Annotated in this window: 12 protein-coding genes; 6 read left to right on the plus strand and 6 right to left on the minus strand. The window is 67.7% G+C overall.

All coding sequences use genetic code 11. From position 1 onward, the window contains the following. Positions 1-14: 14 nt before the first annotated feature. The 3 genes from ACZ5IQ_RS21325 to ACZ5IQ_RS21335 all read left to right on the plus strand — a co-directional run bounded on the left by ACZ5IQ_RS21325 (position 15) and on the right by ACZ5IQ_RS21335 (position 5,970). On the plus strand, positions 15-803 hold the full coding sequence (locus tag ACZ5IQ_RS21325) for an SDR family oxidoreductase (protein ID WP_406801390.1): 789 nt from the start codon (positions 15-17) through the stop codon (positions 801-803). A gap of 91 nt (positions 804-894) precedes the next feature. Further along, positions 895-5,388, plus strand: a complete 4,494-nt coding sequence (locus tag ACZ5IQ_RS21330; RefSeq protein ID WP_464480225.1) for an ATP-dependent helicase — start codon at positions 895-897, stop codon at positions 5,386-5,388. A gap of 33 nt (positions 5,389-5,421) precedes the next feature. After that, entirely contained in the window at positions 5,422-5,970 is a 549-nt protein-coding gene (locus tag ACZ5IQ_RS21335) for a hypothetical protein (protein WP_406776309.1), read from the plus strand. Here the strand turns inward: ACZ5IQ_RS21335 and ACZ5IQ_RS21340 are convergent. From ACZ5IQ_RS21340 to ACZ5IQ_RS21355, 4 genes are all read right to left on the minus strand, one after another. Continuing rightward, positions 5,967-7,223 (minus strand): HNH endonuclease signature motif containing protein, encoded by a 1,257-nt coding sequence (locus tag ACZ5IQ_RS21340; RefSeq protein ID WP_406776310.1) that lies wholly within the window; start codon positions 7,221-7,223, stop codon positions 5,967-5,969. The genes ACZ5IQ_RS21335 and ACZ5IQ_RS21340 overlap by 4 nt on opposite strands. 58 nt (positions 7,224-7,281) lie before the next feature. Next, entirely contained in the window at positions 7,282-8,520 is a 1,239-nt protein-coding gene (locus tag ACZ5IQ_RS21345; RefSeq protein WP_406776311.1) for a thiolase family protein, read from the minus strand. Positions 8,521-8,616: 96 nt separating this feature from the next. Next, positions 8,617-9,813 carry an IS30 family transposase gene (locus tag ACZ5IQ_RS21350; RefSeq protein ID WP_212806682.1) on the minus strand — a complete coding sequence of 399 codons (1,197 nt, stop codon included), beginning with the start codon at positions 9,811-9,813 and terminating at the stop codon, positions 8,617-8,619. Between the two features lie 69 nt (positions 9,814-9,882). Further along, positions 9,883-10,821 carry a MerR family transcriptional regulator gene (locus tag ACZ5IQ_RS21355; protein WP_406775023.1) on the minus strand — a complete coding sequence of 313 codons (939 nt, stop codon included), beginning with the start codon at positions 10,819-10,821 and terminating at the stop codon, positions 9,883-9,885. 99 nt (positions 10,822-10,920) lie between these two features. On the opposite strand from ACZ5IQ_RS21355, the gene ACZ5IQ_RS21360 reads away from it, so the two are divergent. Further along, a complete protein-coding gene (locus ACZ5IQ_RS21360) occupies positions 10,921-11,892 on the plus strand; it encodes an NAD(P)H-dependent flavin oxidoreductase (protein WP_318986403.1) in 972 nt (323 codons plus the stop codon). Continuing rightward, positions 11,892-12,692, plus strand: a complete 801-nt coding sequence (gene nei2 / locus ACZ5IQ_RS21365) for an endonuclease VIII Nei2 (protein ID WP_318986402.1) — start codon at positions 11,892-11,894, stop codon at positions 12,690-12,692. The genes ACZ5IQ_RS21360 and nei2 overlap by 1 nt, the downstream gene beginning before the upstream one ends. On the opposite strand, the gene ACZ5IQ_RS21370 is transcribed toward nei2, so the two are convergent. Together ACZ5IQ_RS21370 and ACZ5IQ_RS21375 are read right to left on the minus strand one after the other, a co-directional pair. Further along, positions 12,594-13,739 (minus strand): fatty acid desaturase family protein, encoded by a 1,146-nt coding sequence (locus tag ACZ5IQ_RS21370; RefSeq protein ID WP_318986401.1) that lies wholly within the window; start codon positions 13,737-13,739, stop codon positions 12,594-12,596. The two genes, nei2 and ACZ5IQ_RS21370, sit on opposite strands and share 99 nt — an antisense overlap. A 38-nt stretch (positions 13,740-13,777) precedes the next feature. Beyond that, positions 13,778-14,830 carry a ferredoxin reductase gene (locus ACZ5IQ_RS21375; protein WP_318986400.1) on the minus strand — a complete coding sequence of 351 codons (1,053 nt, stop codon included), beginning with the start codon at positions 14,828-14,830 and terminating at the stop codon, positions 13,778-13,780. Between the two features lie 145 nt (positions 14,831-14,975). Here ACZ5IQ_RS21375 and ACZ5IQ_RS21380 point away from each other — a divergent pair, with 145 nt between their 5' ends. Beyond that, a complete protein-coding gene (locus ACZ5IQ_RS21380; RefSeq protein WP_318986399.1) occupies positions 14,976-15,656 on the plus strand; it encodes a TetR family transcriptional regulator in 681 nt (226 codons plus the stop codon). Position 15,657 lies beyond the last annotated feature (1 nt).

The raw sequence follows: 15,657 nt of genomic DNA on the forward strand, positions 1-15,657 counted from the left end.
GTAGACATGAGCCCGTGAAGATCGAAGGTGCGGTGGCCGTCGTCACCGGAGCGGGCTCGGGCATCGGCAGGTCCATCGCAACGGCGCTGGCGGCCGCGGGCGCATCGGTCGTGGCCGGCGACATCAATGCCGAGGCCGCCGCCGAGACGGCCGCGGGCTACGGCGGTGTCGGCATCGGCGCTGACGCGTCGTCGGTCGACGGCATCGCGACACTGCTCGACGCCGCACGCGATGCGTACGGGCCCGTCGACATCTACGTCGCCAACGCCGGCATCACCGGCGAACCAGGACTGGGCGACGACGAGGCCGCCTGGGACCGCATCATCGACATCAACCTGCGCGCGCACATCCGGGCCGCTAAAGCCGTTGTGCCGGAATGGGTCGAGCGCGGCGGCGGGCATTTCGTCGCTGTCGCCTCCGCCGCCGGCCTGCTCACCCAGCTCGGTGCGGCGGGGTACAGCGTCACCAAGCACGCCGCCGTCGGGTTCGCGGAGTGGCTGACCATCACGTACGGCGACCAGGGCATCGGCGTCAGCTGCGTCTGCCCGATGGGTGTCGACACGCCACTGCTGCGCGGCATGACGGACTCCCCCGATTCCGCGATCCGGGTGGCCGGCAATGCCGTGACCCACGCGGGTAACGTCGTCGGGCCCGATCACGTCGCCGGCCTGGTGGTCAAGGCCATCGAGGACGGCACGTTCCTGGTCCTCCCGCACCCCGAGGTGCTGGAGATGTACCGCCACAAGGGCGCCGACTACGACCGCTGGATCGCCGGCATGCGGCGCTACCAGCGGACCCTCTGACCTGCGATTTGTGCACGATTTTCCGCGCTGACCGCGGATTTTCGTGCACAAATCCCTCAGGCATGTCAGACCCGCCGGGCAGTATGGACACGTGAATCCACTCGACAGGTTCAGTGACCTGACCCGGGAGTGGTTCGCGGCTACCTTCAGCACGCCCACCCCGGCCCAGGCGCAGGCCTGGCAGGCCATCGCCGACGGGCACAACACGCTGGTCATCGCGCCCACCGGGTCGGGCAAGACACTCGCGGCGTTCCTCTGGGCCATCGATCAGCTGGCTCAGGAGCCCGCCAACACCAACGGCGCCAAGGGCACAAAAGTCCTCTACGTCTCACCGCTGAAGGCCCTCGCGGTCGACGTCGAGCGCAACCTGTCGACGCCACTCACCGGCATCACCAGGGTGGCCGAGCGCGTGGGCACACCGGCACCGGAGATCACCGTCGGCGTGCGGTCGGGTGACACGTCCCCGGCGCAGCGCCGCCAACTGATCGCGACACCGCCGGACATCCTGATCACCACACCCGAGTCGCTGTTCCTCATGCTGACGTCGGCGGCCCGCGAGACGCTGGCGACGGTACGCACCGTCATCGTCGACGAGGTGCACGCCGTCGCGGCCACCAAACGTGGCGCACACCTGGCCCTCTCGCTGGAACGTCTCGACGAGCTGCTCGACAAGCCGGCCCAGCGGATCGGCCTGTCCGCGACCGTCAAGCCGCCCGAGGAAGTCGCCCGTTTCCTGTCGGGGGCCGCGCCCACCAGCATCGTCAAACCACCGGCCGCCAAGACCTTCGACCTGAGCGTCGAGGTGCCGGTGCCGGACATGGCCAACCTCGACGGCGGCACCATCTGGCCCGATGTCGAGGAACGCATCGTCGACCTGATCGAGTCGCACAATTCGTCGCTGGTTTTCGCGAACTCCCGGCGGCTGGCCGAACGGCTCACCGCGCGGCTCAACGAGATTCACGCCGCCCGCTCGGGCATCGAACTGCCCAATGAACGCAACTCGCAGGTCGGCGGCGGCGCGCCCGCCAACCTCATGGGCAGCGGACAGACGTTCGGCGCGCCGAGCCTGCTGGCCAAGGCCCACCATGGTTCGGTCAGCAAGGAAGCCCGGGCGCAGGTCGAAGAGGATCTCAAGAGTGGCCGGCTCAAAGCCGTCGTCGCCACCTCGAGCCTGGAGCTCGGTATCGACATGGGCGCCGTCGATCTGGTCATCCAGGTGGAGGCGCCGCCCTCGGTGGCCAGTGGTCTGCAGCGCATCGGCCGCGCCGGCCACCAGGTCGGTGAGATCTCCGAGGGCGTGCTGCTGCCCAAGCACCGCACCGACCTGATCGACTGCGCCGTCACCGTGCAGCGGATGCGCGCCGGCGAGATCGAGACGCTGCAGGTACCCACCAATCCGCTCGACGTACTGGCCCAGCACACCGTCGCGGCGGCGGCCCTCGAACCGCTCGACGCCGACCGCTGGTTCGACGCGGTCCGCCGCAGCGCACCGTTCGCCGCCTTGCCGCGCAGCGCATTCGAAGCGACGCTCGACCTGCTGGCCGGCAAGTACCCGTCGACCGAGTTCGCCGAGCTGCGGCCGCGTCTGGTCTACGACCGCGACAGCGGCACCCTCACCGCCCGGCCCGGCGCGCAGCGGCTGGCCGTCACCTCCGGCGGCGCGATCCCGGACCGCGGCATGTTCACCGTCTACCTGGCCACCGGTGACGAAAAGCCCTCGCGGGTGGGCGAACTCGATGAGGAGATGGTCTACGAGTCGCGGCCCGGTGACGTCATCTCCCTCGGCGCCACCAGCTGGCGCATCACCGAGGTCACCCACGACCGGGTGCTGGTGCTGCCCGCGCCCGGTCAGCCCGCGCGGTTGCCGTTCTGGCGCGGTGACGCCGCCGGCCGGCCCGCCGAGCTGGGCGCCGCGATCGGCGCCTTCACCGGAAAGCTCGCTGGACTGCCGCGCGCCGAATTCGACGAGTACTGCAGCACAATGGGTTTCAACGACTACGCCACCGACAACCTGTGGCAGCTGCTCGACGAGCAGCGGCAGGCCACCGGCACCGTGCCCACCGACACCACCTTCGTGGTGGAACGGTTCCGCGATGAGCTCGGCGACTGGCGGATCGTCCTGCACTCCCCCTACGGGCTGCGAGTGCACGGTCCGCTGGCGCTGGCCGTCGGTCGGAGGATCATGGAGCGGTACGGAATCGACGAGAAGCCCACCGCGTCCGACGACGGCATCGTGCTCCGGCTGCCCGACACCGGGGAAAATCCGCCCGGCGCAGACATTTTCGTCTTCGAAGCCGATGAGATCGAGCCCATCGTCACCGCCGAGGTCGGCGGGTCCGCACTCTTCGCCTCCCGCTTCCGCGAGTGCGCGGCGCGGGCGCTGCTGCTGCCGCGGCGCCATCCCGGCAAGCGGTCACCGCTGTGGCACCAGCGGCAGCGCGCCGCCCAGTTGCTGGACATCGCCCGCAAGTACCCGGATTTCCCGATCGTGCTGGAGACGGTGCGCGAGTGCCTGCAGGACGTCTACGACGTCCCGATGCTCATCGAGTTGATGCGCCGCGTCGCGCAACGACGGATCCGGGTGCTCGACGTGCAGACCGCCACACCATCACCGTTCGCCGCCTCGCTGTTGTTCGGTTACGTCGGTGCATTCATGTACGAGGGCGACAGTCCACTCGCCGAACGGCGCGCTGCCGCACTGTCATTGGACGCCACCCTGCTCGCCGAGCTGCTGGGCCGCGTCGAACTGCGCGAACTGCTCGACCCGGACGTGGTGGCGTCGACCATCCGGCAGTTGCAGCATCTGACCGAAGACCGGGCCGCCCGCGACGCCGAGGGCATCGCCGACCTCCTGCGGCTGCTGGGGCCGCTGAGCACCGAGGAACTCCGGCAGCGTTGCACCGCAAGCGATGTCGAGGCCTGGTGCGCCACGCTCCAGGCCGCCAAGCGCGCCGTGTCGGTGACCTTCGCCGGCCAGAGCTGGTGGGCCGCGGTCGAAGACATGGGCCTGCTGCGCGACGGGCTCGGCGTCGCGGTGCCGGTCGGCGTGCCGGCCAGTTTCACCGCGACGGTGTCCGACCCGCTGGGCGAATTGCTCGGCCGCTACGCCAGGACCAACGGGCCGTTCACGACGACGCAGGCGGCCACCCGGTTCGGCCTGGGGCATCGGGTGACTGCCGATGCCCTCAGCCGGATGGTGTTGGACGGCAAGCTCATCCGCGGTGAATTCACCGATCTTCCGGACAGCGTCGACCAACAGTGGTGTGACGCCACGGTGCTGAAGATTCTGCGCCGCCGGTCGCTTGCCGCGCTGCGGGCCCAGATCGAACCGGTGAGCACCGCCGCATACGCCCGGTTCCTGCCGGCCTGGCAGCAATTCGGCGACGCCCGCGGCATCGACGGCCTGGCCTCGGTCATCGAACAGCTTGCCGGCGTGCCGATTCCGGCATCCGCGGTCGAACCACTCGTGTTCGGCCAACGGGTGTCGGACTACCAGCCGGCGATGCTCGACGAACTCCTTGCCTCCGGTGAGGTCATGTGGTCTGGCGCCGGTCAAATCGGTAGCAACGACGGCTGGGTCGTGTTCCACCGTGCCGACACCGCGCCGCTTTCGCTGGCGCCGGGCACCGAGATCGAGTTCACCGACACACATCGCGAGCTGCTCGACACACTCGGCAGCGGTGGGGCGTACTTCTTCCGGCAGCTGGCGGCCGAAGACAGCACCGACGCGAAACAGGCTCTGTGGGAACTGATCTGGGCCGGCTGGGTCACCGGCGACACCTTCGCCCCGGTGCGGGCGCTGCTCGGCAACGCGGGACGCAAACCGGGCGGTGCGCACCGGCAACGGCAGCAGCGCCCGCCCCGGCTCAGCCGCTACAGCGTCGCCCGGCCGCAGGCCCGCACCGTCGACCCGACGGTCGCCGGCCGGTGGTCGGCCCTGCCACCCGCCGAGCCGGAATCCACGACGCGGGCGCACTTTCAGGCCGAGCTGCTGCTGAACCGCTACGGCGTCGTCACCCGCGGCGCGGCCGACGGCCTGCCCGGCGGGTTCGCCACGCTGTACAAGGTGTTGACGGCTTTCGAGGAAGCCGGCCGCTGCCAGCGCGGGTATTTCATCGAATCGCTTGGTGGTGCACAGTTCGCAGTGGCGTCGACAGTGGACCGGCTGCGCAACTACCTCGACAACGTCGACCAGAGCAGCCCCGACTACACCGCCATCGTGCTCGCCGCCACCGACCCCGGAAATCCCTACGGCGTCGCGCTCCCCTGGCCCGAGGTCGCGGGCCACCGGCCGGGCCGCAAGGCAGGCGCACTGGTGGCGTTGGTCGACGGCGAGTTGGTGTGGTTCCTGGAACGGGGCGGAAAGTCGTTGTTGTCGTTCGACGCCACGCCGGAACAACAACGCGCGGCGGCCGGTGCGCTGGCCGACCTGGTGAGCGCGGGGCGGCTGCAGTCGCTGTTGATCGAGAAGGTCAACGGGGAGCCGGTTTTGGCCCCCACCCCCGACGCGGCGCAGGCCGAGGTCCACGCCGCGCTTGCCGACGCCGGTTTCTCCCGAACGCCGCGAGGGCTGCGGCTGCGCTAGGCCTCCGGCAAGACGTTCGGCAGTATCGACCGCATGGAAAGTGGGTTGTCAGACGCCGCCATCGCCGCGATGACGCCGGCGCAGCGGCACGAGCTGATCATGCGCTTGCAGCGTCCACTGGATGAAGTGTTCCCGCCCGCGATGGCGAGGAGGATGCGGCGCATCCGGCTGACGGTGATGACCGGCAGCTGCATCGTGCTGATCCCGTGGGTCGTCTACCTCGGATTCACGCTTCCGGACAACTACACGGCGCACAACTGGCCGGCGACCTGGATCGGTTTCGACGGTCTCCTCGTCGCCTTCATGGCCACGACCGCGGTGCTGGGCTGGTTGCGTCGTCAACTCGTGCTGCTCACCGCGTTCACGACCGGGGTGCTGCTGGTCTGTGATGCCTGGTTCGACGTCATGACGTCCGATTTCGGCCACGACTCGACGGTGCCGTTGGTCACCGCGGTATTGATCGAACTGCCGCTGGCGGTGCTCATGATGACCGGCGCCATCCGGATTCTGCGTCTGACCGCGACGCGGCTGTGGTTCCTCGAACCCGGCGCACCGCTGTGGCGGCTGCCGCTGCTGCCCTAGTTGGTCGAGGGTGTGGGTGGTGGTTCGAAGGGTTGGTACCACCACCATTGGGCGCGTTCCCCGGTCGGTCCGGGGCACGGCGGCACATCAGGGCGAGCTGAGGTGGGTGGCCGCGCAAGAGATCCGCCGTCGAGCTGGCGGCCCGCGGCATCGGCGACGACCAGCCGATCAGCCGGCCCGGTGATCGTGATGACCCGCTGGTGATGCAGCCGATGGTGGTACGGGCACACCAGCACCAGGTTGTGCAGTTCGGTCTCCCCGCCGTTCTCCCAATGAATGATGTGATGCGCATGCAAACCGCGGGTGGCCCCGCACCCGGGGACGCGGCAGCAGCGGTCGCGGTGTTCCAGCGCGCGGCGCAGCCGCCGGCTGATGGTGCGGGTGGTGCGCCCGGCCCCGATCGGCTGCCCGTGTTTCTCGAGCCATACCTCGCAGGTGGCGTCGCACAACAGCAGTTGGCGTTCCTCGTCGGTGAGCATCGACCCCAGATGCAAGGTGGCTGTGCGCTGTTCGAGGTCCGCATGCACGACGACGGTGGTGTGCTGCGCATGCGGACGCAGTGCCACGTCGGCGTCCCAGCCGGCCTCGACCACGCTCATGAACGCGTCCACCTGGTTCGGGAACGGCGGTGCCTGCTCCGACACTTGCCCTTCGGTGTCTTCGTGGTCGCGTTTCCAGTCCGCGACCAACGCGTCCTGATGCGACGCCACGGCGGCATCGAACTTCGCCGCCTCCAACTTCGGCAGCCGGATCTTGTAGGTGACCGAGCCGTCATCATGGGTGGTCTTGGCGATCGACCGCTCCGGTTCAGGCGTGGGCTCAGGCTCCGGGCGCGGTTCCAGTTTCACCGCCGTCCGCAACTGCGTGACCGTGGCGGATTCGGCGAACTGCGCGTAGTGCTCGTCAGAACCGTCGGCCGCGTGTTCGGCGACCACCCCGACCTGATCCAACGACAACCGGCCCGCCCGCATCGCCTCCGCGCAGCGCGGGAACTCCTCCAACCGGTGCGCCACCGCCACCATCACTTCCGCATTACGCGGCGAGACACCGGTTTTCCATGCCATCAACGACGCCATCGACCGGGCACCGGTGGCACCCCAGAGCCCGTCCCGGTCGATCTCGGCGGCAATCTGCACCAGCCGCGCGTCGATCGCGTTGCGCTGACCGGTCAGCTCACCGATCTCGGCGAAGTACGCATCCATCCGCTCGCACGGCGACGACTCAACATCGAAAGCCGTTGCGCTGCTGGACATAACACCATCAAACCAGAGGGGTACGACAAAAAATCGCACCCAGTCGCTCGCCTACTCCTCAAGCAGCAGAGGGATTTTCGAGCACAATGGCAACGCCTTGACCCGATCCGACGCAGACGCCGATGGCTCCGTAGCGGGCATTGCGCTCGCGCAGTTCGGTGGCCAGGGTCAGGACATACCGGGCACCGGTGGCGCCGAACGGGTGGCCGATCGCCACGGCGCCCCCGTTGGGTGTGAGCTTCTCGTCGGGCACGACGAATCCGTCGAGCTGATTGGGCAGCTCGCGCAACACCCCGAGGGCCTGCGCGCTGAACGCTTCGTGGACCTCCCAGACATCGATCTGCTCAGGCGTCAGACCGGCACGTTTGATGGCCAGGGGCAGGGCCCACGCCGGTGCCAGCCCCATGAACAGCGGGTCGATCCCGTACACCGCCGAGGACACCACCCGCGCCAACGGCTCGACGCCGAGTTCCGCCGCGCGCTCCCCCGACGCCAGTACCAGGGCGCTGGCGCCATCGGTGAGCGGCGTCGAATTGGCCGCGGTCATCTGGGTCGTACCCGGCTGCGGTCGCAGTGCCGCCAGCTGCTCGGCCGTGGTCTCGTCGCGGATGAATTCGTCGTGCTCGAAAAGCCGCGCCGGCGCCTTCTTCGTCGCGGCGATCTCGACCGGCATGATCTCCTTGGCCAGGCGCCCGGAATCGCGGGCCGCCTTGGCATTTCGCTGTGTGCGCAGCGCGAAGGCGTCGATCTCCTCGCGCGTCAGACCGTAGCGATCAGCCACCTTCTGCGCGGTCTCGATCATGCTGATGTAGGCGTTGCGCGCCAGCAGCGCCGGGTTGGGCGGGCCGCCGGCACCGGCCCACATGGTGTCGAGCAGGATGACCGGCCCGCGCGGCGCGAACGGTGCGTCGCCTTTCATGTAGGCCCAGCCCGATCGCGACATCGACTCGACGCCGCAGGCCATCCCCACGCCCAGGTCGCCGGCCCGGATCGCGTGCGCGACGTTGATCGTGGCACTCAGCGACGAACCGCAGAATCGGTTGATGGTCGTCCCGGCCACGGTGTCCGGGAATCCGGCGGCGAGCGCCGCCCAGCGGGCGACGTCACCCATCCCCTCGTGGGCAGGGTTCACACAACCGGCGACGACGTCCTCGATGGCGCCGAGTTCGACGCCGACGCGTTCGCACGCGCCCTTCATCGTCATGCCGAGGAGGTCATCGGTGCGGATGTGCGACAGCGAGCTGCCGTACCGCGCAAATGGAGTGCGGACACCACCAAGCACAAATGCTTCTGTCATCAGACGTCTCCCGCTCGATGTCGAGCCGAGCGTACGTCGAACGTGAACGTGATCGCGCGGATCTCGGCTCAAAGTCAATCGATTAGTGCAACGTGGCTAGGCGGCTTGGTTCAAGAGCGCGGCTAGGCGTTGGGCTGGGGTGTCCAGATCGAGGGTGGGTCGGGGACGCTTGTTGAGGGTGTCCTGGATACGGGTGAGGTCGGCTTTGGTGTGCACGCTCAGGTCGGTGCCTTTTTCGAACCAGAACCGCAGCAGCCGGTTGGTGTTCTCGTTGCTCCCGCGCTGCCAGGGTGAGTGCGGATCGCAGAAGTAGACCGGCGCCTTGAGCGCCAGTTTGATGTCACGCCAGTTCGCCATCTCGCTGCCGCGGTCCCAGGTGATGCTGCGGCGCAGGTGTTCGGGCAGCTCACTCATCGCCGCGATCATCGCCGCGGCCACCGAGTCGGCGGTGTGATTGTCGGGTAGGTGCAACAAGATGGTGAACCGGGTGCTGCGTTCGACCAGGGTGCCGATCGCGCTGCCGCCGCGAGTACCCAGGATCAGGTCGCCTTCCCAATGTCCCGGCACGGCACGGTCATTGGCCTCGGCTGGCCGGTCACTGATGGTGAACACATCGGTGAACTTGCCGCGGCGTTCGGTGTGGTCGCGGGGCTTGCGGGTGGCCCGTTTGGTGGACAGGCACTTGTTCAGATCAGCGCGCAGTTGGCCACGGCCCTGCACGTAAAGGCACTGGTAGATGGTTTCGTGGCTCACGCGTTTGAGCCTGTCATGCGGGTGATCGCGGGCCAACATCTCGGCGATCAGTTTCGGGCTCCACCCGTCATCCATCCACGTTTCGATGGCGGCGCACAGCGCGGTGTCGTTGAGTTTGAACGCTTTTGGTCGGTGTGACCTCTGCGCCGCCCGCCCGTGTGCCATCCGGGCGTGGTAGTCGCCGTCGGCATTGCTGTTGCGCCGCACCTCACGCCAGATGACGCTGCGGTGGCGGCCGATCTGCGTACCGATCTGCTCATAAGTCAGGCCAGCATCGCGGCCCCGCATGATCGCGATGCGCTCATCGAGACTGAGCCGATGCCCCCGTCCACCGGGCCGATCGGGAACGCCGGCCTCGGCCAGCCCGTGCATGCCGCTGCCCATGATCAGTTTCATCGCACCAGCGTTGCGCCACCACACCCACGCCGAGGTCGTCGACACACCCATCGCCTTGGCCGTCTCGATTAATGGAGCGCCCTGACACACCCGGTCAAACAACTCCCGCCGGGTCTGCTTCGAATGCGGATACCCACTGGGCACGACAACCTCCCAAATCAATGGATGTTGTCTTGACCGTATGAATCTGCCCGGGAAAGTCGACGATGGAGTTCACGCTCGGCGCAACCAGTCCAGCACCTGCTGTGCGTGCGTGTTCGGCGGGAAGATCGGGTAGAAGACGTGCTCGATGCGGCCGTCGCAGATCACCATGGTGAGTCGGGTGTAGAGGCGCGGGTGCCCGTCGGCAGCGAACGTCGGGAGCCGCAGCGCGTCGGCCAGAACGAACGTCTCGTCGGACAGCATGTGGAAGGGCAGTCGCAGCCGACGCACCACTTCTGCCTGATAGTCGACGTCCTGGCTGGACAGTCCCCAGACCTGGCTCGCCCCAGCGGCTTTCAGCTCGGCGAAGTGGTCACGGAAGTCGCATGCCTCGGTGGAACACCCTCGGGCCCCGGGAATCGCATCCCAGCCCGCGGGGAGGTCAGCACCGGGACGGCCGGTCAGTGGATACAGATACACGATCGTCCGCCCCGCCGGCAGCTGCCGCAGCTGGACTTCCCCACCGCCGCTCGACCTCAGCGTGATGTCGGGGACCTCCAGGCCGACGAGATGATCAGCGGCGCCGTCGTTTTCGGGGACAGGCAGGCCGGCGGGGAGCGTCGTGAAATCTGTCAACGGTTCGTCCTTCTTGTCGAATGCTCGGCATGCGGCGGCGTCGAGCCGCGCCGCGAGGTCGTGTCGGCGCCGCGTCAGCGACGCGATGGTCTCGTCGAGGACGGCGATGCTGTCCCGATACGCCACGAGCGACTCGGGACACTCGTCGCTGTGTTCGTGGCCATGACGAAGGCAGTCGATGAACGGTCCGGCCTTCGACGGGGCGATGCCGACGGCGGCGAGAGCACGCACCTCGCTGACGATCTGCACATCCTCTTCGGAGTAGTCCCGGTAGCCGTTGGGCAGGCGCGACGGCGCCAGCAGGCCGAGGTCCTCGTAGTACCGCACGGCCTTGGTCGACGCGCCCGTCCGCCGGGCCAGCTCGGAAATCTGCATGGTCAATGTCCTCAATCGAGAGGGTAAACATTGCCGCCGGGGGCAAGGTCAACTTCCGCGGCCGCGGGACCCGCTCACACCGAGTCCTAGAGTGAAGCCATGGCCCTGCACACCCCGTTGACGGAACTGTTCGGCATCGAGCACCCGATCGTCCTGGCCCCGATGGGCGACGTATCCGGTGGCCGGCTGGCAGCCGCGGTGTCGGAGGGTGGCGGGCTGGGCCTGATCGGCGGCGGCCGCGGCGACCTCACGATGCTCGCCACCGAATGCCAGTTGGCCAAGCAGGGCACCGAAAAACCCTGGGGCGTCGGCCTACTCACCTGGGCGGTCAATCAGGAGATCATCGACTGGGTGATCGCGCAGCAGCCCGCCGCCATCATCTTGTCGTTCGGCGACCCGGCCCCGTTCGCCAAAGCGATCCACGACGCCGGCATTCCGCTGCTGTCCCAGGTCCACAGCCTCGATGAGGCCAAGCAGGCCCTCGACGCCGGAGTCCAGGTGCTGGTCGCGCAGGGCCGGGAAGCCGGGGGCCACCACGGCGGCCGGTCGACGTTGCCGTTCGTCCCCGCGGTCGTCGACATCGCGCACGGCATCCCGGTTCTTGCCGCCGGTGGGATTGCAGACGGCCGCGGCCTGGCCGCTGCACTGACGCTCGGCGCCGCGGGCGCCATGATCGGCACCCGATTCGAGGCCACCCACGAGTCCCTGCTCAGCGCCGCCGAGTCGAAGGTCATGCTCAAGGCGAAGGCGGCGGACACCACGAGCGGACGCGCCATCGACATCGCCGCCCGGCCCGTCGAAACGCGTTGGCCCGCCGAGTATCCGGCGCGCACGTTGCGCAGCGTCTTCACCGACACGTGGCAGGACCGCGACGCCGAGCTCGACGCGGATCCCAAGGCACAAAACGAGTTCCGCACCAAGGTCGCCGAGCTGGACATGGACTACGTGCCGATCTGGGCCGGTGAGGCCCTCGACCTGATCGACGAGCTGGAACTGGCCGCTCCCCTGGTCCAGAAAATCGCGCACGACGCCGAACGCGCGCTGACCCGAGCCCACGCCTACATCCGCTGATGCCCGAAGGCGACACCGTTTTTCACACCGCAGCGATCCTCCGTGAGGCGCTGCAGGGAAAGACGCTGACGCGCTGCGACATTCGCGTCCCGAAGTTCGCCACCGTCGACCTCACGGGCCAGACGGTCGAGGACGTCATCAGCCGCGGCAAGCATTTGTTCATCCGCACGGCCGAAGCCAGCATCCACTCGCATCTCAAGATGGAGGGCAAGTGGCAGGTCAACACCAGGCCCCGCCGGCCCGACCACAAGACGAGAATCATCCTGGAAACCAAGGACATTCAAGCGGTGGGTTCAGAACTCGGCATCCTGGAAGTCCTCAAGCGGGACCACGACGAGGAGCCCGTCAAGCACCTCGGCCCGGATCTGCTCGGCCCGGACTGGGATCCACACCGGGCTGCCCAGAACCTCACCCAGGACCCCGACCGGCCACTGCATGAAGCACTACTCGACCAACGCAACCTCGCCGGCGTCGGCAACGTCTACGCCAATGAGCTGTGTTTCATCGTCGGCCGCCGCCCGACCGCCCCGGTCAGCACAGTGAAAGACCCGCTGCGGCTGGCGCAGCGGGCCCGGGACATGTTGTGGCTGAACAGAAACCGATGGAGCAGGACTACAACGGGCGATACCCGGCCCGGCCGTCAACTCTGGGTTTACGGCCGGGCCGGGCAGGCGTGTCGCAGGTGCGGGACGCTGATCGAATCAGGCGACCGGAACCGGCACCAGAACCTCGACGTCGTCGGCGACCTCAACAACCTCCGTGACCGGATCACCTTCTGGTGCCCGCTTTGTCAGCCATGAGTCCGGCAGGGCCAGGCGGCAGATCTTCTTGACCACCGAGAAGAACTGCTTGTGGATCGGGCCGGTGTTGTAGGGCAGGTCGTACTTCTCGCACAGTGCCTTGACCTCGGGCGAGATTTCCGCGTAGCGGTGCGCCGGGATGTCGGGGAACAGGTGGTGCTCGATCTGGAACGACAGGTTGCCGCTGAAGATGTGGAACCACTTGCCGCCGGACAGGTTCGCCGAACCCAGCAGCTGGCGGTAGTACCACTGGCCGCGGGTCTCGCTCTTGGTCTCCTCGATGGTGAACTCGTGCGTGCCCTCGGGGAAGTGGCCGCAGAAGATGATCACGTACGACCACACGTTGCGCATCAGGTTCGCGGTCATGTTGCCGGCGAACACGAACGGCAGGAACGGCCCGGCCAGCAGCGGGAACGCCACGTAGTCCTTGATGGTCTGCTTACGGACTTTCGCCCACATCTCGCGCAGCATGTCCTTCTTGTCGCGCAGGCGGATTTCACCGGTGCGGATGCGCTCGGCCTCCAGCTCGTGCAGCGCGACGCCGTACTGGAAGAACACCATCAGCAGGAAGGCGTACACCGGGTTGCCCAGGAAGTACGGGCTCCACTTCTGGTCCTCGCTCATGCGCAGGATGCCGTAGCCGATGTCGCGGTCCATGTCGACGATGTTGGTGTAGGTGTGGTGCATGTAGTTGTGCGAGTGCCGCCACTGGTTGGACGGGCAGGCCGAATCCCATTCGAAGTTCTGGCCGCGCAGCGCCGGGTCGCCCATCCAGTCGTACTGGCCGTGCATGACGTTGTGGCCGATCTCCATGTTGTCCAGGATTTTCGACAGCCCGAGCATCACGGTGCCGATGGGCCAGGCCGGCGGCAGGAACAGCAGGGCGCGGCCACCGACCTCCAGCTTGCGCTGCATGGCGATGATGTTGCGGATGTAGTCGGAGTCGCGGTCACCGAGGTCGGCGAGGTGGCGTTCGCGGATGGCGTCGAGCGCGCGGCCGAATTCGTCGAACTGCTCGGCGGTCATGGGGGCGGGACGTTGAGCCATGGTTCGTCTCCTTTGAGTGTGTGGGCTGGGTGGGTGGTCTAGAGGTCGATCTGGACGTCGCCGCACGGGGCGGTCACACAGATTTCGATGTTTTCATCGGGGGTGGTCGAGACGGCGCCGGTGATCAGGTTCTTCACCGGGCCGCTGATCTTCTTGCGCGTGCAGGTGTGGCAGATGCCCATGCGGCAGCCGTTGGTCGGGTTGAGGCCGGCGGCCTCGGCCTGCTCGAGGATCGAGCGACCGTCGTCGACGACGTCGACCTTGCTCTCGGTGAAGGCGACGCTGCCGCCGGAGGCCTCGGTCGGGACCGCGATGACCGGGGGCACGAAGCTCTCGGACTGCGCGCCCGGCAGCAGGTCCTTGACCGCGTCGACGAGCGCCGGCGGGCCGCAGACGAACACCGCATCGGGGTTGGGCATCGCGGCGGCCAGGTGGTCCGGGCCGAAGTGGCCGCTGAGGTCGCCGCGGTTGGACCGAGTGTAGCTGTGCAGCACCTTCACGCCGGGCGTTGCGGCCAGCTCGGTGGCGTACGCGGCCTCTTCGGGGTTGCGGGCGTAGTGGATGAAGGCCACCTCGCCGTCGAAGTTCTCCTCACGCAGCGTGCGCAGCATGGACAGCACCGGGGTGATGCCGCTGCCGCCGGAGACTAGCAGGATGCGCCGGGGGCGCTGCTCGGGCAGGACGAAGTCACCACCGACGGAGTCGAGGTGGACGACCATGCCGGGCTCGGCATGCTCGAACAGGTGGGTGGAGACCAGGCCGCCGTCGTGCAGGCCGACGGTCAACTCGATTACCGGGCTGCCCTCGGAGTTGGCCGGCGAGTAGCACCGGGTGCGGCGACGGCCGTCGATCTCGACGGTCAGGTTGATGTGCTGGCCGGCTTTGAAGCCCTGCCAGGCGTCGTTGGGCTGCAGGGTCAGGGTGACGCTGCGCGGCGTCTGCCGACGGACCGCGACGACCTTGGCGCGGGCATCGTTGACAGTCCAGGTGCGGTCGAAAACCTCGGTGTACCGGTCCACGCCATGCGGGCCGGTGAGGATGCCAACCAGGGCGGAGCGCCGTACCCGGCGGCTCAAAGTTTCGGTGAACATGTGTACACAGTGGCCGACTCCAACCGTTCGCGTCAAGACTTAAAGTGCAGGTTGTTGCCCGGATCACAGGGTGAACATCCGTATCGATAACTCATACACATCTGTATCGATCTGCGGTTTCGGTGCGCTGTGTAAACTTTGTTCGGTGAACAGTCGTACCCCTGGTTCACGCGACCGGAGGTCCAGCCGCTCATCAAGCTCCCGCGTCCAGGACAACCTCTCTCGCGAAGAGCGCAAGGAAGCCACCCGCCGCGCCATCATCGCGGCCGCCCTCAAGCTGCTCGACGAGGACAGTTTCAGCGCGCTCAGCCTGCGTGAGGTCACCCGCGAGGCCGGCATCGTGCCGGCAGCCTTCTATCGGCACTTCGAAACCATGGACGCCCTCGGCCTGGTCCTGATCGACGAGTCGTTCCGCGCCCTGCGGGAGATGCTTCGTGGCGCCCGCGCCGGCCAACTCGATCCCAAGCGCATCATCGAGTCCTCGGTCGACATCCTGTTCAACAGCGTCGCCGAACGCCCCGAGCACTGGCGCTTCATCAGCCGCGAACGCAACAGCGGCGTCACCGCGCTGCGCTACGCGATTCGCACGGAAATCCGGTTGATCACCTCGGAGCTCGCGATCGACCTCGGCCGGCTGCCGGGGCTCACCACCTGGAGCGCCGAGGACCTGAACATCGTGGCCGGACTCTTCGTCAACACGATGATGACCACCGCCGAATCCATCGACGACGCCAACGACGCCAAGGCCCTGGACGACGTCAAACGGACCGCACGCAAGCAGCTGCGCATGATCGCCGTCGGCGTGGCCGGGTGGCACAGCGGCTAAC

Source organism: Mycobacterium toneyamaense (genome assembly GCF_055384815.1).

Bases quoted from the DNA above. Each gene is read 5' to 3' on its own strand.
- nei2 (WP_318986402.1), top strand. From the start codon at position 11,892: ATGCCCGAAGGCGACACCGTTTTTCACACCGCAGCGATCCTCCGTGAG.
- ACZ5IQ_RS21375 (WP_318986400.1), bottom strand. From the start codon at position 14,830: ATGTTCACCGAAACTTTGAGCCGCCGGGTACGGCGCTCCGCCCTGGTT.
- ACZ5IQ_RS21340 (WP_406776310.1), bottom strand. From the start codon at position 7,223: ATGTCCAGCAGCGCAACGGCTTTCGATGTTGAGTCGTCGCCGTGCGAG.
- ACZ5IQ_RS21360 (WP_318986403.1), top strand. From the start codon at position 10,921: ATGGCCCTGCACACCCCGTTGACGGAACTGTTCGGCATCGAGCACCCG.
- ACZ5IQ_RS21355 (WP_406775023.1), bottom strand. From the start codon at position 10,821: ATGCAGATTTCCGAGCTGGCCCGGCGGACGGGCGCGTCGACCAAGGCC.
- ACZ5IQ_RS21345 (WP_406776311.1), bottom strand. From the start codon at position 8,520: ATGACAGAAGCATTTGTGCTTGGTGGTGTCCGCACTCCATTTGCGCGG.
- ACZ5IQ_RS21335 (WP_406776309.1), top strand. From the start codon at position 5,422: ATGGAAAGTGGGTTGTCAGACGCCGCCATCGCCGCGATGACGCCGGCG.
- ACZ5IQ_RS21370 (WP_318986401.1), bottom strand. From the start codon at position 13,739: ATGGCTCAACGTCCCGCCCCCATGACCGCCGAGCAGTTCGACGAATTC.